The organism is Streptomyces sp. NPDC057638 (genome assembly GCF_042800315.1).
In the GTDB taxonomy this organism is placed as follows: Bacteria; Actinomycetota; Actinomycetes; order Streptomycetales; family Streptomycetaceae; genus Streptomyces.
On the sequence record NZ_JBHVHF010000029.1, the window covers coordinates 24244 to 42939 of the forward strand.

An 18696-nucleotide genomic window follows, 5' to 3' on the forward strand; every position below is an offset into this window, starting at 1 on the left:
AATGTAGAAGTGCGGACGTGGGAGCTGAGGAAAGTGTTCACCCCTGAACGGCTGGTCCTTGCCCGTAAGAGGCGACGGATGACGTTGGCCGAGCTGGCCCGTCGATCGGGGTTCTCGGCGCAGAGCATCACTGCGTTCGAGAACCACCGCAGACCTCCGTCGCCGGAGACGCTTTCCTCCCTCGCGGCCGCGCTTCACTACCCGGTCGCGTTCTTCGAGGCTCCTCCGCCGGCCCAACTGCAGCTGGACGCGGTCAGTTTCAGGGCGCCGTCCAAAATGACAGCCTCGGAGCGTGACAGCGCGCTGGGCTCAGGGGCCGTGGCCGTGGCGCTCAACACCTGGCTGGCAGGGTTGTTCAAACTGCCAAGGCCGAACGTGCCGACGTACCCCCATCTCAAGCCGGAGGCAGCGGCCGAGCAGGTGCGCGCCGCATGGGGGCTCGGGGAGGCGCCCGTCCCCAACACGGTGCACCTGCTGGAGGCCAACGGTGTGCGTGTGTTCTCCCTGCCGTCGGATTGCCTGGACATCGACGCCTTCTCGACCATCAACGCGGGCACCCCTTACGTCTTTCTGAACACCCGCAAGACCGGGGAACGGGGCCGCTTCGACGCCGCTCACGAACTCGGTCATCTCGTACTGCACTGCGAGCACCGCATCCCCCACGGGCGAGACTCCGAGGGCGAGGCCAACGACTTCGCCTCTGCCTTCCTCATGCCGCGGGCCGGGATCCTCGCCCAGAGGCTCAACAACGCCTCCCTCGAACGGATACTGAGCGCCAAGCGCAAGTGGGGCGTGTCGGCCATGGCCCTGACCTACCGGCTGCGCAAACTTGAGCTGCTCTCCGAATGGCGCTACACCCAGACCGTCAAGGAGCTCGCGCGCAGGGGATACCGCCGAGACGAGCCGGGCTCTTCCCTTGTCCGAGAGAGCAGCCAGTTGCTCGCAAAGGTGTTCGAGGCGCTGCGTCAGCCTTTGAGCATGTCGCCGGCAGATGTCGCGGCCGAGTTGAACATCTATCCTGAGGAACTCAATGAGTACGTCTTCGGCCTGGTCCCCATCGGCGTCGACGGAGGCGGCAGGCAGTCGGCGCCCGTGCGGCCCGACCTGCGGTTGATCAAGGGGTAGCTGGCGCGGCTGACCGCCGCAGTCATGACAACGATCCGCTCTCAACCGGCCTGCCCCTCAAGGGCCGCAGGCCGGGACTTCCCGGAAAGATGTGACGCATGAAGGTCCTGGGTGTGGCTGTCTCAGCAGGCGCGATCCACTACGGAGCACTCACTGCCGACCAGGGCACGCAGGACATCTCTCACCCGCCAGGGGCCCCGGAACGCCTGGTGCCCGCACTCGGCCTGACGGGAGCTCAGCGACTGGGGGACACCCACCAGAGGATCGCCCAGGAGATCCGTGTGCTGCAGCCAGACGCCGTGATCATCGTGGCGACCCGCAGGAAAAACCAGTGGGTGTACCGCGAAGCATTCGACCGCATCTCGCTGATCACAGCACTCATGCTGTCCTGCGTGGAGCAGGGGGTCACATGCGAAGAGTGGAGCACGGAGCGGATCGGTAAGCTCGTCGGCGTCCCCGCGCCCAAGCTGGCCTCGTTCGACTGCAAAGAGGCCGGATTCGCTCAGCTCCCCCTGTACTGGACGGCCGGGCGCGTGCAGGCGTTTGCCGCGGCCAAGGCCTACGCCGTCGAGATGTCCAGCAAGAGCAACGAAGGATAAGGGCAGTGAACGAGCGCGAGAGACCGCTCATCCTGGACTACGAGTGCCTCCACAGCATGCCGGGCGGCCTGCGTGAGGTGCGCGTGTGGCTAGATCCAGTCCTGGAGACGTGGCTGGTCGGCAAACGCATTGACCTGTCCGAAGTCCAGGGCGCGGACCTGGTGGAGCCCCGGGTCATGGAGATGATCAACCACCCGAACGTGGTGAAGGTGCGTTCGGTCGCGAGCGTCCCCAGTTACAAAGCGCCCATGCAGGTAGTCGAAGTGTTCATGCCCTACTACGAGAACGGCAGCATTACCGACGCGATGCTCGAGGGCGAGCACTTCACACCGGCCCAGTCGCTGCGCATCATCCGCGCGGCCCTGCAGGGCCTGACCGAGATGCACGAGCGGTACAAGATCCTTCACCGCGATGTGAAGAGCCCGAACCTGTTCCTCACCGGCGACGCCGACACGGTGAAGATCGGCGACCTGGGCCTGGCCGGCGCCATGGACGACACAGGCAGAGCCCCCTGCGTGAACGCGCCTCACCTGTACGCTCCGCCTGAGCTGTTGACCGGGGAGGCGCTGACCCGCTCCTCCGACCTGTACTCCCTCGGCGTGGTCCTTCTCGAACTGCTCCGGGGAAGATTCGACTACGCCTCGTACACGACCACCGACGTGGTCGACGCGCTCCTGGCCGGCCAGCCACCTTTGCGCAAGGAGGACGCGATCCTGCCCGCTTGGGTGTGCAAGTCGCTGCGGAAGCTGGTTCAGAAAGCCACCGACCCCGACCCGGCCCGCCGCTTCCAGACGGCCCGGGAGATGAGCGACCAGATCGCCAAGATCCGCATCGCGGACTGGCAGGAGACCGAGGAACAGACCTGGGAGGCACCATTCCTCCTCAGCCCGCAGACCCGCGTGCGCATCACCGCGAAACCCTCTAAAGAGGGCGGAATCATCCTGGCCACACACCGCAAGAAGACGCTCTCATGGCGCCGAGTGGGAAGGGACGCAACGGTCCCCAGCCTGGATCACAGCGCCGCGCGGGCCGTCTTCGAGAGCGCCAACAGTCTGGCCGTCAGCTGACGCACAGCGAACTCCATGACCTGCCCCTCCTGCGGTGACAGGTCCCTGTCGGCCATGGCCTCGGCGAAGTCGGCCGCCTCGTACCTCGCCGCGCTTCCCGCGCCGACAGGCACCAGCGCGCCCGAGCGCGCGAGTTCCCAGATCTCGGCCCGCACGCGCCGCGCATCAACGCCCCCTCGCCCGATCATCGGAGCAAGTACCTCGCCCAACACTTCGGCATGCTCGCCAGGCGATGCTGCCCAGAGCTGCTCCACAAGGACTTCGGCCGCCCACGCATGCCGCGGCAGGGAACGCTCCGGCAGACGGGCAATGCACGACACGAGCAGAGCGCCTTGAGGCGAGAGCACTTCCACAGCTGGCTCCTCCTCAATGGCAGCGGCGTTACTCAGCAACAGTCTGCAGAGGACTTGTCCTTTCAGCGTGCCGGACAGGCTACAGACGCGCAAGACTCACCGTCATGACTTATTGCACACTTGTTCGATTTTGATCGCGTTGAGTCCGTCTCGGCAAAGCTGGACGCACTAGCCCTGGACTGCTTCGGCGAGCACAGTCGCCACAGCTGAAGCCAACAGGACGGGCTCTGCCCGCCTGCCCCGCCCCTTGCTGCCGCCGATCACCGGACACCGCGCTTCGACGGCAGGAGGCTGAACCCAGGGGGCGGAGCGCGTCGTGGTGCTGCAGCGGCGCCGGGTATCAGCGCAGGTTGATGAGCCAGGTGACCTTGGCCGCTCACGCGATCTTCTCGTTCACCAGGGTCTCGGTCCGCCGGATCCACGCGGAGCCGACGGTGGCCATGACGAACTCGTCCGCGCTGAACTCGCCGATCAGGCCCTGGAGAGCGGCGTAGCGCCACGCTTCGGCGTGTTTCGTCTGCCCGAGACGATCACTGATCTTGGCTTCGCCGATGACGATCCGGCCGACGATGGCCCAGAGGTCGACCTCAAGGTCCTGGTAACCGTCCCAGCGGACGACCGCTTCGGGCATGTGCGGGAAGGAGTGCGCCAGCTCAGCGAGCGCGAGACCGGCACCTGAACGTTCGAGCGCAGGCCCTGGTAGGCGACCTCGTCGAGGCCGTAGGACCACTGCGGCTCCAGCTCCTGTCCCTTCCAGGCCGACCGGACGATGGGGGTGTGCTGCCGGCAGCGCTGGCAGCGGAAATTCGCTCCGATGCCCTCCAGTCGGTAGAAGGCCGTGCCGACACACTGCCCGCAGGTCAACAGGTTCGCGGCGGAACTCTCCTCCAGAGATGGCGCCATCAGGCCCCGAACTAAGAGGCAACTACGACCGGTGGCCACAATCACACAGAGCGACCACACTGAAATCTTTCGCGCGCTACTGAAATCTTCACTGAAATGAATCTTGCGCCACTGAAATCTTTGACACCGTCCGACAGCCAGCGCGCCTCCCACTCGGAGGTGTCCCCTCCGCACGCCTCCACATAGGCCAGCGTCACGGGCAGCGACGGGAGCTGGTCCCCGGAGGCCGCCGCCGCCAGCGTGGTCACCGAGTAGTGCGTACGCCGTGCCATCTCGCGGTAGGTCATCCCGTCCGCCGCCCCGCGCAGTTCCCGAAGGCCATGGGCGAACCGCTGGACCGGTCCGCCCTCGAGGTCGATCGGTATCTCACGTCGGCCCATCTGTCCCCCTCTTCCTCATCCACCCCAGAGGCGCCTATACCGCCCATCCGTCACGAGGAATGGGGCGTTCTCCCTCCACCCAACCGCCCCGGGGATTGTCCGGGAAGGTCGGAGCGGGCTGTCCGGACAATCCCCGACCCGCTGGAATCGGAGTACGGGCCCGGACCGACGGCCCGGGTGGCGGTACCGGCCTCGACCCATCACGGGGGGTGGGTCGAAGCCGGGCCCCACGCCAGGACACCGGGAGCCCGGACCGCGCTCGGGGGCCGTGTGGCGGGAAGGAGCGTTACGGACCGTGTCGCGGACGGCGCCTCGGAAGGTCCTCGGAATGCCCCTCGTGAAGGATCCGGACGAGGTTCGGAAGCGGGCCGGACGAGGTTCGGAAGGGGTCCGGACGAGGTCCGGAAGCCTTCCTGGAGGGTGTCTCAGACGGTGAAGGGGCGTTCCCGCAGGAACTCCGGGGCCGGGCTGCCCGACAGATACAGGTTCGGGCTCTGGCTGGAGGGCATCCGGCGCAGGATCGCGCGGTGGAACTCCCGGTAGCCGCCGTCGTCGAACGCGCCGCCGTCCCAGACCTTCAGCAGCGTTCCGGTGAACTTCCCGTTGACCGGCCCGTCCGAGGCGAACTGGTTGTCCTGGCAGGCCGAGATCAGCAGGGCGTCCGCCGGTCGGCCGTCGCCCCGGTCGGCCCGTAGCTCGCGCTGGATGGCCTGGTACGCCGCCTTGTCCCGCTCGTAGATCTCGCGCTGCTTGTAGACCGGCATCATCCTCGGGGTGTGGCCCGGCTCCTCGGACGGCAGCTCGATGGCGCTGCCGCTGTGGCAGGAGTCGAGGAGGCTGATCCGGCGCACCCCGTCGTCGAAGCGCGCCAGCTCCCGGTTCAGCTCGTCGTCGAGGAACTCGCGGTCGTAGAAGACCAGCGTCTCGTCGAGGTCGTCGGGTTCGTCGTCCGAGTCCTTGAGGTTGGGCAGCTGGCCACCGTGGCCCGAGTAGGTGAAGAGCAGGATGTCACCGGCCGACAGGCGGGCGGCGGCGGCACGGAAGGCGGCGGTGATGTTCTCCACCGTGCACTCGGAGGTGAGCAGCACGGTCGCGTCGAAGCCCGAGGCACGGGCGAGCGCGGCCATGTCCCGGGCGTCGTTCTCACAGGCGAGGAGCTGGCCGTCCCAGCCGCCATAGGCATCGGGGTCGACGTGGTTGAGTCCGAGGTGGAGGGAGAGGCCGGTGGGCATGGAGACTCCTGTGTTTCACGCCGGGAGAGGGTGCCGGTCCATGGGTTCCAGGCCGCGGGTCAGGTCAATCCCCCCTCTCTCCCGTACCGCCTGAACGGTCCTGTGGTCGGGTGGTACGGGATGTTTCCCCTCGTACCGATGGATCCCGCCGCGCTGGTCGGCTGTTCGTGCCCGGCCGCGCGTCCGGTCCCGTACCGCCGCTCGCGGTATCCGTTCCCGTACGGAAGGGGCGGGCGCGGCGCGGCTAGGCCAGGAGGGTGGAGCGAAAGGGAGGAAAGCGGCTTGATCGGGCGTATCGGGTAGAGACGCGGGCATGGACCCAGCAGACCCTCACGCCCCAGCGGAGGCACGGCCGGAGAACCTGACCGGCCGCTCGGGGTACGACCAGCTCTTCCTCGGTGTCCCGGTGCCGCTCCCCGTGGTGACCCTCCCCGGTGTGGAGACCGTTCTCCTGCCGTACACCCACTTCACCGTCGTCTTCCGGCCCGACCGCCGGATGGCCGCCGCCACCGCCGTCGCCATCGACGGCGCGCGCCTGCTGGAGGACGTGCCCCGGGACGACTCCTGGCGGATGGACCCCCGACTGCCCGATGACGAGCAGACCGGGCCGCACGTCTACGCCCACAACGACCTGGACCGGGGGCACCTGGTGCGGCGGCTCGACCCGGTGTGGGGGGAGCGCGCGGAGGCGGTACGGGCCAACGCCGACACCTTCCACTTCACCAACGCGGCACCCCAGGCGGCGCAGTTCAACCAGGGCAGGCAGCTCTGGCAGGGGCTGGAGAACTATCTGCTGGACCACGCGGCGCGGTTCGACCGCAAGCTGACCGTCTTCACCGGGCCCGTGCTGCATGACTCCGATCCGCCCTACCGGGGCGTCCAGGTGCCGCTGCGCTTCTGGAAGGTGACCGCGTTCCTCCAGGAGGGGCGGCTCGCGTCGACCGCCTATGTGCTCGACCAGAGTCCCGACCTCACCCGGGACGCGGACCGCGCCCTCGCCGGGGCCGGGGCGGGGGAGCCGCCGCCCTTGGGCGCGTTCCGGACCTACCAGGTGCCCGTCTCCGACATCGCCGAGGTCGCCTCCCTCGATCTGGGGCCGCTGCCCGCCGCCGACCGGATGCCGCCCGCCCGCGACCCGGAGGCGCGCTGGCGACGGCTGGAGTCCCACGACGACATCGCGCTCGACGCGTGAGGCTCCCCCTGCCCGCCCGGGTCCCCGGGCGCCACCGAGGCGGGCAGGGGCGCGGAGCGCCACATGGAGCGGGACAGGGGCGCGGTATGGAGGCGGACAAGGGGGCGCGCTCCCCAGGTGGCGCCCTCGTACCGAATGGCGTCCCCATCACCCCCGCCCGATACTGACGGGGACCGCCCGCCCACGGCGGTCCCCAGGCGGCCGCCCGCACCGGCGGTCCCCGCGCGGTGCCGGGAGGCGAGACGCGATGGACCCGATCGTCGTCTATGTCCACGGCATCGGGAACAAGGTCCGCGCGGAGTCGCTCAAGTCGATCTGGGACGCGGCGCTGTTCGGCACGGACATGGGGACCACCTCCCGGATGGCCTACTGGGCCCCGCTGCGCTACGAGACCCCGTTGCCCGACTCCCGGTGGGATCCGCTGGAGGGCGGGACGGGCGGGCCGGGGGCGGCGTCCATGGCCGACGCGGGGCCGGGTGCCCCCGGCGCCGGGGGACCACCTGGCACATGGCGGGAGCCGTCCACCAGGGAGCCGTCCACCAGGGAGCCGTCCACCAGGGAATCGCCCGCCGAGGGACCCTCCGCCGGGGGACCGCCCGGCGCCCGGCTGGAGCCGCCCGCCGAGTTCATCGCCACCGTCGAGGCGGAGGCCGTCTGCGCGGCGGGTGCCCGGCGCGGGGAGCCGAGGCCGTACGGCCGGGTCCCGACGGAGACGAGGCCGCCCGCCGGGCCCGCGCTCGGGGGCTGGCTCAGGGAGATGACCTATCTCGCGGAGGCGCTCGCCGACGCCGAGGCGGCCGGGGCGGAGCCCGTGGCGGGCCTGACCGCCGGGCCCGGGCCACCGGCCGCGCCGGAGCCCACGGAGGAACTGCTGCCGCTGCCCCGGTTCGCCCGCACGGTCGTCTTCCGCACCCTGGTCAAGTACACCTTCCAGGACGTCTACGCCTACTTCTTCGGCGGCGCGGGACCCGCGATCCGCGACGTGGTCCGCCGGGAGCTGAACCGGGCCGGCGGCGCGCCGCTCGCCGTCGTCGCGCACAGCCTCGGCTCGGTCATCGCCTACGAGGTGCTCGCCGAGAGCGGACGTGAGGCCGATCTCCTGCTCACCCTCGGCTCCCCGCTGGCCGCCACCGAGATCCGGGACCACCTCGCCGCCCCTCCGGCCGTGCCGTCCGGCGTCCGCCGCTGGCACAACGTCTGCGATCTGCGGGACCTGGTGGCCAACGGGCATACCCTCCGACCGCACTACCAGCCGGAATTCCGTATCACCGAATCCCTGGTGATCAATGACAGCGTGAATCACCACGGAGTCCGTGAATATCTGGGGAATCGACAGGTGAGAACCGCGTTCCGGGAATTCTTCGACGGCCGGGAGCCAGGGCGTCACGGGTGAACGCCGGAACCCGCCGGTGCGCCTTGTCGACGCGGAGCGTCACCGCGTCCGGCCCGCCCGTGAGCGGTTATGGCCCTGCTCATTCCACGGAAATGCCCGGGCGGGCCCGCCCGTACCCGGCGTGCCTTGCGGACCGCCACGCCCGGTGCCAGCATCGGTGATATGGGTTCCCGCGCTTCGAGCCCGTAAGCAGGTGTGGCATGTCGCTGAAGGACAAGGAGTGGGATTTCGTCGCCGTCCTGGTACGGGACTATCTCCTCGACACCACCGACCCGTACGCCCGCCTCGTCGAATACGGATTCCCGAGCGCCTTCGTCTCGACCCTCAGGCTCACGGCGGTCAGCATGGAGAACGCACGTTCGCTCGTTCAGGCTTCACGTACCAGCATCGACGGCGAACTCCGGCTGCTGGAGGCGCTCAGCGCCATCGACCGGCTCGCGGTCCTCCCCGACGGTGAGCGGGCGGCGGAGTACCGGGACCGGCTGCGCCAGGACCGGCACGCCCACACCACCGAGGACACCTTCCGCACCTGTGTCTTCGAGAGCGGCTCCGAGGTCTTCATCGGCCGGGGCGGCCTCCGCGAGACGCTGCGGCACTTCGTCGCCGACCCCGAGAAGACGGTGCTGGTCGTGGACGGCGACCCGGGCAGCGGCCGTTCCTACACCTACAAGCTGCTGCGGCACGTCGGTCACCACCAGGGCTTCCGTCCCGCGCGCGTCACCCTGTCCCGCACCGCGACGGCCGAGAAGGTCATCCGGCGCCTCGCGGGCTTCGTCGCCTTCGCGGGCGCGCAGGCCCCGCTGAACCCCACCGAACTCAACGACCTGCTGCCGTCGATCGACGAGGCCGCGCACTGGGTCGTCGGCCGGGCCACGGCGGCGGAGGGCCGCCTCTGGTTCGTCCTCGACGAGTGCGACCGTCTCGACGCCAGCTCCGACGTGTGGGACCTGATCGGCCAACTCGCCCTCGCCATCTACGAGCACACCGCCGTCCGTGGTGACCAGGCGCCCCGGCTCGTCCTCCTCGGCTATGGCCCCACCATGCGCCAGCTCCCCTACGACCTGCATGGCAGCGTCAGCCACGACACCGCGCACGCCGCCGAACCCGCCGATCTGCGGGACTTCTTCGACCAGTACTTCCATGAGTCGCCGCCCCGGCTGCCGGGCGGCGCGCGGGCCGGTGAGCCGGTGATCGCGGCGTTCGTGGACGCGGCGGTACGGGAGGTGCTGCGGGTGGCGCCCCCGCGCGACGACGCGGAGTACATGCGGCGGGTCGGTACGGCGGCGGAGGGGGCGGTCCGTGTCTACCAGTCACTCTGAGCGGGCCCGCTCCCACGCCGTGGACCCGCCACCCCGCGCGGCACCCGCGCCCGCCCCACGGGCACGGGGCACCGGCGCGGAGCGCGCCGCCGCCTCCGGACCACCGCGCGCCGCCGCCTCCGGACCACCGGCTGAGACCCCTTCCGTACGGTCGGCGGCGTTCCCTCCCGTACCGGCGGCGGCCGGAGCCGCTGCCACGCCGTGTGAACCAGCTGAACCGCCTGAACCGCCCGAACCGTCTGAAGCCCCGCCCGGGACCACGGAGACGGAGTCCGCCGAGCCCCCGGCGCCGACCACCGACCCCAGCACCGACCCCACCAACACCACCAACACCACAGCGCCCGGCGCGCTCGCGCCCGAGGCGGACGCCGTCCTCCAGCGGTTCGTCGGACGGCTCCGGGACGAACTGCGCGCGGACCCGCCGGAGGCGGCGCCCGTGGCGGAGGCCCGGCGCCGCTACCGGGAGGCGGTGGCGCTGCTGACCCGTTTCGATCCGCTGCTGGTGCGTACCGCCGGTCAGGAACGGCCCACCGGGGACGCCGCGCGGGAGCTGCTGGACGACTGCCGGTCCGTCGGCGGGGCGGGTCAGGCGGTGTGGACGCTGAAGCGGGAGCTGCGGGAGACGGTCCTGGCGGCGCTGGCCGGTCCCGAGGCGGCCGGGGAGGCGCTCGGGCGCAATCTGGACGCCGTCCCCGGGGAGACGGGCGTCGAACGGATCTGCCTCGACGCCCTGGCGGGCCGCCCGCCCCCGGTGACCCAGGACCCCTACGTCCTCGCCGACACCCTCCAGGCGGTGCTCTGGCTCGCCAGGGTTCCCGGCGTCACGGGGCTGCCGGACGCCGAGTCGCTCCAGCACGCCATGCGGCGCGCCCGGCTGCTCCAGCCGCTGGAGAAGCTGGTACGGCGGCCGTTCCAGGGCCGCGCCCGGGAACTGGACGTGCTGCGCCGCCATGTCACGGCGATCCCCGAGGGCGGCCCGGACGCGCCCGCGCCGCCGCTGGTGATCCACGGTCCGGGCGGGATGGGCAAGAGCACCCTGCTGGCCCGGTTCCTGCTGGACAGCGTCCGGGGGCAGGACGACGGCACCGGGCCCGCGTTCCCGTTCGCCTATATCGACTTCGAGCGCCCCACCCTCTCCGTCCACGAACCCCTCACCCTCATCGCCGAGATGGCCCGTCAGCTCGCCGTCCAGTACCCCTCCCACCGCGCCGAACTGGAGTCCCTCGCCCAGGAGGCCCAGCGGACGGTGCGCAGCCAGCGCGCGGGCGAGGAACGGGTCACCCAGCTGCACCAGCTCGCCACCACCCGCTCGATGCTGGGCCGCACCTCCTCGCATGTGTTCCAGTCCCAGGCCGCCGAGCAGGAGTCGGGGCTCTTCCGCCGGCTGGCGGACGTGCTGCTCAGGGCGGTCACGGCGGCGGGCCAGGACGGGGCGCCGCTGGTGCTGGCGGTGGACTCGTTCGAGGCGGCGCAGTACCGGGGTTCGCCCGTACTGGGCCGGATGTGGGGCATGGGTGCCGCGTTCCAGACGGTCTACCCCCGGATGCGGGTGATCGTCTCGGGGCGGGCGTCCGTGGACCATCCGATGCGCTATATCCAGCCCCGGCAGCTGGAGCTGACGGAGCTGGACGAGAGCGCCGCGATCGGGCTGCTGATCTCCTCCGGCGTGCAGGATCCCGAGGTGGCGCGGGTCCTCGCCGAACGCGTCGGCGGCCATCCGCTGAGCCTGCGGCTCGCGGCGCGCGCGGCGGTCCTGGCCGGGGAGCGCGGCGGTGACGCGGGCGAGGTCCTGCGCGAGCTGCCGGAACGGCGGGACGCCGTCTTCCGCGAGGTCGACCAGATGCTGGTGCAGGGACTGCTGTACGACCGGATCCTGCACCACATCGCCGACCCCGAGGTGCGGCGGCTGGCCCGCCCGGGGCTGGTGCTCCGGGTGATCACCCCCGGGGTGGTCGAACACGTCCTGGCCGAGCCCTGCGGGGTGCGGGTGGCCGACGCCACCGAGGCCCGCCGTCTGTTCACCGAACTCTCCCGGCTCGACCTGGTCGAACGCGTGGGACCCGACGCCGTGCGCCACCGTGGCGACGTCCGCGCCATCATGCTGCGGCTGCCCGGCGGAGACCGTACGGATGTGATGCGCGCGGTCGAACGCCGGGCGGTGGCCTACTACGCCGCGCGCCAGGGACTGCCCGCGCGGGCCGAGGAGATCTACCACCGGCTGCGGCTCGGCGAGAACCCGCGCACGGTCGAGGCGCGCTGGGTGCCGGGCGTGGAGCACCTCCTCGTCGGCGCCGAGCGCGATATGCCGCACCGGGCGGCGGCCCTGCTGACGGCCAAGCTCGGCGGCGCCGACCCGCCCGAGCGGGTACTGGCCGGGGCCGACCAGGAGGACTGGGAGCGGATCACCGCCCGTGAGGTGGAGGACCTGCTCGCCCAGGGCTTCGCGGACGCGGCGCTCACCCGGATGCGCGAACGCAGGCCCTGGACGCCGTGCAGCACGCTGCACCCGCTCCTCGGCGAGGCCCTGGACCGGCTGGGGCGGCACGCGGAGGCCCGGTCCGAGGTCGCCGCCGCCATCGCGGGCGCGACGGCGGCGGGCTGCGCCGAGCGCCGGCTGGAACTGCTGCTGCTCTCGGCGCGGCTGGCGGAGGACAGCGGCGACCCGGCCACCGCCGACCGCGAGCTGCGCGCCGCCGAGGACATCGCCGTCGGCCTGGGCCAGGAGCTGGAGGCGATGGGCGCGCTGCTGGCCCGCGCCCGGCTCGCGCGGACCGGGCCCGTACGGGACGAGGAGGGGCGCGCGGACGGCGGTGCCGCCGGGGATGCGGGCGGGGACGCCGAGGGCGAACTCGCGCACCGGCTGCGGCGGCTGCCGGACTCGGTGCTGGAGGGCCAGCCCGCGCTGGTCCGCGCGGTCGCCTCCCAGGTGTACGTCCGCGATCCGCGCGCCCTCGACCACGCCCTGGAGGTGGTGGGGCTGCCGATGGACGACGAGGCACTGGAGACCCTGGCGACGGCGATCCGGGCGGCGGTGGCGCGCCAGCCGGGGCTGCTCGGGCCGCTCAACACGATTCTGAGGGAGGCGGCGGGCCCCACGGTCCCGCCCGCGCCCGCCTCTCCCTCCGCCCCGCCCGCTTCCGTCCCCGCCGCTACTCCTCCCCCGGCTCCCGCCAGCACCGGTGGCATCCTGCGTCTCGCCCGTGACCGGGGCACGCTGAACTCGCTGGCCCGCCGACTGCTGGCGGTACGGGACGACAGCGGCGCGATCCGGGCCACGGTGGCGGCGGCGATGGGCGCGGGCACGGCTCCGGTCCGGACCCGCCGGGGCACCGGACAGCGGCCACCAGCACCCGCGCCGGTACCGGCCGACCGGGGCGCCGGGCAGCGGCCACCAGCACCCGCGCCGAACCCGGCCGCCCCACCCCCCTCCGTACCGCCTGTACCGCCCACACCGCCCGTACCGTCGTCATCTCCCATCCCGCCGCCATGACCAGCTATCTCACCCCCGACGAACTCCGGCGGCTCACCGAGGCCGCGCTGGAGACCGGCCTGGCGGATCCGGCGGTACGGCCGCTGCTCTTCGACGGGATCATGCCCCGCTACCGGGGGACGCTGCCGCTGCTCCCCGCGCCCGCGCACCAGGTCCACTCCGACCTCGCCGCGATGAACCGGGTGGAACGGCTGGTGGACGGCTCGGTACCGCTGGAGATCTGGCTCCGCAACGCCACCGGGCAGACCTTCGAGGCCGCCCCGCTCGCCCTCTTCCAAGGCGCGCTGGACACGGTGGCGCGCAGCGCCGGGGGCGAGCCGGAGTTCCGGCCGCCCGTGCCCGACGCCGAGCTCGCCGAGATCAAGGAGCAGATCATCCACCGGGACGACACCGTTCCGTTCGGCTTCCTGCGCGGCGGCGACCGCGCCGGGGCGGCGGTGGCGCGCCTCAAGGTCTATCCGTACGAGGGCGGTGAGCCGCGCACCCCCAACGGCTACCCCCACGCCGGAACCGGCTGGCTGGTCACCCCCGTACTGCTGGTCACCAACCACCACGTGGTCAACGCCCGTACCAGCGAGGGCGGAACCCGCCCGCTCGCGGCCGAGGACGATCTGAGGCTCCAGGCGAAGGGCGCCCGGGCCCGGTTCGACTACGAGAAGGAGAGCGCCGACGCCGGTGACGACGGCCCGCAGGAGACCACGATCGCCGAGCTCGCCGCCGCCGACGCCGATCTGGACTACGCGGTGCTGCGGCTGACGGAGCCCTCCACCCACCCGGTGCTGCGCCTGGCGCGGGACCCGCTGACGGTACGCGACGGCGAGATCATGGCCGTCAACATCATTCAGCACCCCGGTGGCCAGCCCAAACGTGTCGCGCTGCGGAACAACCTCGTCTACGCGACCGACGAGCGCGACGTCCGGTACTTCACCGACACCCGGGGCGGCTCGTCCGGCTCCCCGGTCCTCACCGACGACTGGCGGGTCGTCGCCCTGCACCGGGGGACCCGCCGCGTCGAGGACGTCGCGTTCCAGGGCCGGGAGACCGCCTTTGTCAATGTCGGCACCCAGATCAGCCAGATCATGAGCCATCTGGCGACCCACAGCCCCCAGGTCCACGCCGAGATCACCCAGGCGCAGACCGGCGGCCCCTGAGGAGGAGGATGAAGATGGGCAGCGGCACCTCACCCGTGGCCACCGACACGACCCGGGTCTTCGGAGACCTCCACGAGGTCGCCCAGCGGGTCCGCGAGGGCCTCTACGCCGAAGTGCCCGAATCGGAGGAGCTCCGCCCGGACGGGTCCCCGCTCCCCGCCGACGAGGAGGCCGCCGCACGCGTCTCCGCACGGGCCCGCCAGGAACGCGGACGCGTCCTCGCCGCCGGGGCCGACGGGCTGGAGAAGCTCGCGGAGGGCCGCGCCGACGAGATCAGCGACGACGAGTCCTTCGGCATGGAGGCGATCGTCCTGCTGGAGGGCCGCCCCGCGCTCCTGGTCCAGCGCCAGGACTTCCCGGACCAGGCGGGCGACTGGGCCGTCCTCAACGGCCGCCGGGCCGGGATCCACGACTCGATCCTGCGGGTGGGGCGGGTCGAGGTCAGCGGCCATCCGAGCCTGGACTGGCTGGGGACGGCGTTCCTGGTCGGACCCGAGACCGTGATGACCAACCGTCATGTCGCGGTGGAGTTCACCCGGGTCGGCGGCGCGGGATGGACCTTCAAGGAGGGCATGGCCTCCCGGATCGCCACGGCGGAGGGGGGATACGGGAACGGCGCCGCGCCCGGCCCCCTGGCCCCGGGCGATGTCGTCTACGAGGTCACCGGCGTCCACGGGGTCCACACCGACCACGACCTGGCCCTGCTCCGGGTCGCCCCGCGCGACGACGGCGGCGCCCCGGCGCCCCGCCCGCTCGCCATCGCCGCCGACGCGCCGCCCGATGTCCCCGGCCACCTGGTGTACTGCGTCGGCTATCCCGCCTATGACGGCCGCCGCAACGAACCGGTCGCGATGAGCCGGATCTTCATGGACGTCTACAACGTCAAACGCCTCCAGCCGGGCACCACCACCGCGCTGCTGCCCGAGGGGACCGTGCTGACCCATGACTGCTCCACACTCGGCGGCAACAGCGGCTCCCCGGTCTTCGACCTCGCCGATCACCGCGTCCTCGGGCTGCACTTCGGCGGGCGCTATGGCGTCGGCAACTACGCCGTCCCGCTGTGGAACCTGGTGGACGACCCGCTGCTGCGGCGCGCCGGGGTGAACTTCGTCTGACCGCCCCGCTCTCCGCCCCGTTCTCCGTCCCGTCCCGCCCTCCCTGCTGTCCGAGTTAAGCAAGTTGGCTGGAAAATTACGCGATCTGGCCGAACCTGTTGTCGCGTACCACCGTCTCTCCCTACGGCCCGGAGAATGCCGTTCGGCCAGCCGGAAAACTCCCGCGCATTTCATACGGAGAATCCTTTGACTGGCCGTCGATCCGGCTGCTAGCTTCCCAACGTCGTTGCGGAACAGGCTATTTGGGGAATGGGGGGTTCTTTATATGCCGCAATTCCCTTCGATGAGGGACGGCTCGGCCATGCACAACCCTCCGCGCGGATTATCCGCCGCCCTTCGATTTCCTGCCCGTGGCGCGCCGCATCCCCTTCCCCACAGCAGGATCGGAGTTTCATCGTGCGACTCAGAACGTCCGGCGGCCGTGCCCGCCGCACCGTCCTCGCCTCGGCGGCCGCACTCGCGACGGCGGGCATGCTCGCCGTGGCCGCCCCGGCGCAGGCGGGCCAGCAGGCCGACCCGGCGGAGCGGTCCAACCCGGGCTCCCGCGTCATAGGCGGCTCCCAGGTCCCCGACGGCAAGTACCCCTTCATGGCCGCGCTGCTCTTCAAGGGCAAGGGCAGCGCCGTGGACCGCCAGTTCTGCGGCGCCAGCCTCTACAGCCCCTACGTCGTGATGACGGCCGCCCACTGTGTCGACGGCATGGACCCCAAGGACCTGGAAATCGCCATCGGCCGCACGGTCCTGAGCAACACCAAGCAGGGCGTCCTGCGCAAGGCCGCGCCGTCCGAGGGTGAGTTCAGCTCCATCCTGGTCCACCCGCGCTACAACCCGGCGAAGAACTTCGCCTACGACATCGCCCTGATCCTGCTCGACAAGCGGGTCTCCACCGTCACGCCGGTCACGCTGCCGACCCCCGGCACCGACGCCCTGATCCGGCCCGGCCAGAAGGCCACCGTCACCGGCTGGGGCAACATCGACACCGCCCAGCCCACCTTCCCGGACCGGCTGCGCGAGGTCCGCAAGCCGCTGCTCTCGCACGACGAGTGCCGCATCAGCTACCCCGGCTACAACCCCACCTCCCACCTGTGCGCGGGCGTCGAGGGCAAGGACTCCTGCCAGGGCGACAGCGGCGGCCCGCTCTTCCGCACGGTCCGCGGCCGCGAGGCCCCGTACCAGATCGGCATCGTCTCCTGGGGCCACGGCTGCGCCGGCCAGGGCGCCCCCGGCGTCTACACCAACCTCAGCTCGAAGAAGCTGTGGGACACCATTTACGACGCGCCGAACGGCAAGCGCTTCAAGAAGGCACTTGCCCGCTGAATCCAACGTCCCGGGAATCCCTGACGGCGACACCACCACCGTAATTCCCGATCGGGCCCCGCCCCTTTCCTTTCCCCCCAGGTTCGGGAAAGGGGCGGGGCCGCACGCGCGCCCGGGCCGTCGGCCGTCCATCTCGTGGCGCGAACGCGCCCCTCGCCGGAACGGCGGCAGAGCGAGGTGGCCCCGCGCCCGTGAAATGCGAGGCCCGACAGGGCCGCCCGCACCGCTCTTGTCACACGGAGTGAGGAGTCCAGTACCCAGGGCGCGTAATCTGGCGCCATGGACAATGCCGCGGGTAAGCGCGTCAAGTCGGTACGTAAGCGTCGTGGACTCAGCCAGCGGGAGTTGGCGGGACTGTCGGGAGTCTCCCTCTCCTTGATCCGGAAGCTGGAACAGGGAGAGTACGGAACGCCGCGCATGGAGTCCTTCAGGAAACTCGCTGTCGCACTCCAGGTTCCCACCATGAAGCTCGTGACGTCTGGCCGCCACGAAGGCTCGTCACCGGAGTATGACCCCAGCCTCTGGGCACCGGTCCAGGACGCGCTGGAGCACAGGGCCACGCATGCGGACGCCCTGGACGATCCACCGACGGTCCGTGGTACTCAGGGGACGCTGGACATCGCCGCGCCGCTGTTCCGCGCGGATCAATACGCCCAACTAGCCGCCTTCCTAACCTCCTTGCTGAGAGACGCGGAGGAGTTAGGGAAGCCCGGTCGGCGTATCCGATCTCAGGCACTGCGGATGGCTGGTCGGCTCATGGTCCAGACGCGTCACTACAACGCGGCGGAGATAGCGCTCACACAAGCACTCGAACTGGCGGACTCCCTGCCCGATGCCGCCGCCGCGGTGAGCACCCGATGCTGGCTCCTCATGCGCCAGGGGAGGCTGGACACCGCACTGGCCCTGGGCGGGCAATGGGCGAATGAGATCGAGCCGCGCCTGTCCCGGGCCACTCCCGATGAACTCGCGTCCTGGGGGCTGCTCTGTCTGAGAGTGTCGGCCATCGCCGTACGGAACAACCAGGACCGCGACGCCGAGTTCGCCTTACGCATGGCGGACTCGGCGGCGGCCGCGATCGGCCGACTGCACTCACGCTCAACGGATCTGAGCCTCTTCGGACCCGCCAGCGTTCATCTGATGCGCGCCGAACACGCCATGGTGCGGGACCAGCCGAGCGAGGTCCTGCGGCTGGCCGAACAGACCCCTCTTCCCCTGCGCAGGCCGGGCGGAAGCATCAACAATCGTCACCTGCTCGATGTCGCCATGGCGTACGCCAGGACGGGTCGCTTCGCGGAGTCGTTCGACACGCTCCAGACGCTCCGGGGCGGAGCCCCCGAATGGCTGCCCCACCAGCGGTACGCCCGCGATGTGCTGCGGCTGGTCGTGGACGGCCGCAGAACGCTGACAGCTGATATGCGCAGCATGGTGCAGTTCCTGCGGTTACCTCTGTGACCGGTGTGAGGACACCGCGCTGAGGCGAGGGCGGGGTGGCGGAGCCGACGTCGTGACCCGCCTCGCCCCGGAGGCGCTGTTGAACAGACTGGTCATGACCGTGGGGAAGGGCGCGGGCCTACTACGAGATCCCCCTTGCCGAGGCCGCCGCTCTCGATGGCGACCATCGGCTCGCCACCCGTAGCCTGGCCTCACCCCAGACCCACATCGAGCACGACCACGAGGCACCCTCGGGCACCTCGTGGGCATCGCATTTCACCATCGGCCGCTGGTCCCATGTCTCCGGCATGATCCTCGCCCAGATGGGAGACCTCACCGGCGCCCAGGCCCAGCTTCACCAGGCGCTCGTCGTCCACGGGCTGGACACCCGCCGCAGCCGGGCCAACGTCCTCGGCCAACTCGGCGCCCTCCACCTTCGTCAGGGCGACCTCGACAGCGCCCTGACCATCTGGACCCGCTTCCTTGACGCCGCCGAAGGCGTTCAGTCGACCCGCGTCCGCGACTCCGCCCTTGACCTGCGCACCCGCCTCGCCCGCTACCCCGACGACCCCGATGCCCAGCACCTCGCCGAACGGGCGGCCGAACTCCTCGCCCAGCGGCCCTGAGCC

The 18696-nt window shown here is 71.1% G+C and carries 16 protein-coding genes; 12 read left to right on the top strand and 4 right to left on the bottom strand.

Features of this window, described 5'->3' with window-relative positions:
- Positions 1 to 33: 33 nt before the first annotated feature.
- The 3 genes from ACFVIM_RS06810 (at position 34) to ACFVIM_RS06820 (ending at position 2791) form a co-directional block, all read left to right on the top strand.
- A complete protein-coding gene (locus tag ACFVIM_RS06810) occupies positions 34 to 1125 on the top strand; it encodes a helix-turn-helix domain-containing protein (RefSeq protein WP_384299434.1) in 1092 nt (363 codons plus the stop codon).
- Positions 1126 to 1223: 98 nt separating this feature from the next.
- Complete coding sequence (locus ACFVIM_RS06815; protein ID WP_384299436.1) at positions 1224 to 1724, top strand: hypothetical protein; 501 nt, start codon at positions 1224 to 1226, stop codon at positions 1722 to 1724.
- 5 nt (positions 1725 to 1729) lie between these two features.
- Positions 1730 to 2791 carry a protein kinase gene (locus tag ACFVIM_RS06820; RefSeq protein ID WP_384299438.1) on the top strand — a complete coding sequence of 354 codons (1062 nt, stop codon included), beginning with the start codon at positions 1730 to 1732 and terminating at the stop codon, positions 2789 to 2791.
- Here ACFVIM_RS06820 and ACFVIM_RS06825 read toward each other — a convergent pair.
- The 4 genes from ACFVIM_RS06825 to ACFVIM_RS06840 form a co-directional block, all read right to left on the bottom strand.
- Positions 2737 to 3144: a hypothetical protein gene (locus tag ACFVIM_RS06825; protein ID WP_384299440.1), complete on the bottom strand. Its 408-nt coding sequence runs from the start codon at positions 3142 to 3144 to the stop codon at positions 2737 to 2739. The genes ACFVIM_RS06820 and ACFVIM_RS06825 overlap by 55 nt on opposite strands.
- A 376-nt stretch (positions 3145 to 3520) precedes the next feature.
- On the bottom strand, positions 3521 to 3775 hold the full coding sequence (locus ACFVIM_RS06830; protein ID WP_384299443.1) for a hypothetical protein: 255 nt from the start codon (positions 3773 to 3775) through the stop codon (positions 3521 to 3523).
- Positions 3776 to 4088: 313 nt separating this feature from the next.
- Complete coding sequence (locus ACFVIM_RS06835; RefSeq protein WP_384299445.1) at positions 4089 to 4427, bottom strand: helix-turn-helix domain-containing protein; 339 nt, start codon at positions 4425 to 4427, stop codon at positions 4089 to 4091.
- A 425-nt stretch (positions 4428 to 4852) separates the two neighbouring features.
- Positions 4853 to 5659 carry a caspase family protein gene (locus ACFVIM_RS06840; protein ID WP_384299447.1) on the bottom strand — a complete coding sequence of 269 codons (807 nt, stop codon included), beginning with the start codon at positions 5657 to 5659 and terminating at the stop codon, positions 4853 to 4855.
- Positions 5660 to 5972: 313 nt separating this feature from the next.
- Here ACFVIM_RS06840 and ACFVIM_RS06845 point away from each other — a divergent pair, with 313 nt between their 5' ends.
- The 9 genes from ACFVIM_RS06845 to ACFVIM_RS06885 all read left to right on the top strand — a co-directional run bounded on the left by ACFVIM_RS06845 (position 5973) and on the right by ACFVIM_RS06885 (position 18693).
- Positions 5973 to 6851, top strand: coding sequence for a DNA/RNA non-specific endonuclease (locus ACFVIM_RS06845; protein ID WP_384299450.1), 879 nt, complete (start codon positions 5973 to 5975; stop codon positions 6849 to 6851).
- 247 nt (positions 6852 to 7098) lie between these two features.
- Positions 7099 to 8244 (top strand): hypothetical protein, encoded by a 1146-nt coding sequence (locus ACFVIM_RS06850; protein WP_384299452.1) that lies wholly within the window; start codon positions 7099 to 7101, stop codon positions 8242 to 8244.
- A 200-nt stretch (positions 8245 to 8444) separates the two neighbouring features.
- On the top strand, positions 8445 to 9563 hold the full coding sequence (locus ACFVIM_RS06855; RefSeq protein WP_384299454.1) for a hypothetical protein: 1119 nt from the start codon (positions 8445 to 8447) through the stop codon (positions 9561 to 9563).
- The gene (locus tag ACFVIM_RS06860) at positions 9544 to 13053 is read left to right on the top strand and encodes an AAA family ATPase (protein WP_384299456.1); all 3510 of its coding nucleotides are present in this window, start codon (positions 9544 to 9546) and stop codon (positions 13051 to 13053) included. Before ACFVIM_RS06855 ends, ACFVIM_RS06860 begins: the two co-directional genes overlap by 20 nt.
- Positions 13050 to 14204 carry a trypsin-like peptidase domain-containing protein gene (locus ACFVIM_RS06865; RefSeq protein WP_384299459.1) on the top strand — a complete coding sequence of 385 codons (1155 nt, stop codon included), beginning with the start codon at positions 13050 to 13052 and terminating at the stop codon, positions 14202 to 14204. The genes ACFVIM_RS06860 and ACFVIM_RS06865 overlap by 4 nt, the downstream gene beginning before the upstream one ends.
- A gap of 14 nt (positions 14205 to 14218) precedes the next feature.
- Positions 14219 to 15319, top strand: a complete 1101-nt coding sequence (locus ACFVIM_RS06870) for a trypsin-like serine peptidase (protein WP_384299468.1) — start codon at positions 14219 to 14221, stop codon at positions 15317 to 15319.
- Between the two features lie 396 nt (positions 15320 to 15715).
- A complete protein-coding gene (locus ACFVIM_RS06875; RefSeq protein WP_384299461.1) occupies positions 15716 to 16636 on the top strand; it encodes a S1 family serine peptidase in 921 nt (306 codons plus the stop codon).
- A 279-nt stretch (positions 16637 to 16915) separates the two neighbouring features.
- Positions 16916 to 18088: a helix-turn-helix domain-containing protein gene (locus tag ACFVIM_RS06880; RefSeq protein ID WP_384299463.1), complete on the top strand. Its 1173-nt coding sequence runs from the start codon at positions 16916 to 16918 to the stop codon at positions 18086 to 18088.
- A gap of 287 nt (positions 18089 to 18375) precedes the next feature.
- Positions 18376 to 18693, top strand: a complete 318-nt coding sequence (locus ACFVIM_RS06885; protein ID WP_384299466.1) for a hypothetical protein — start codon at positions 18376 to 18378, stop codon at positions 18691 to 18693.
- Positions 18694 to 18696: the final 3 nt, after the last annotated feature.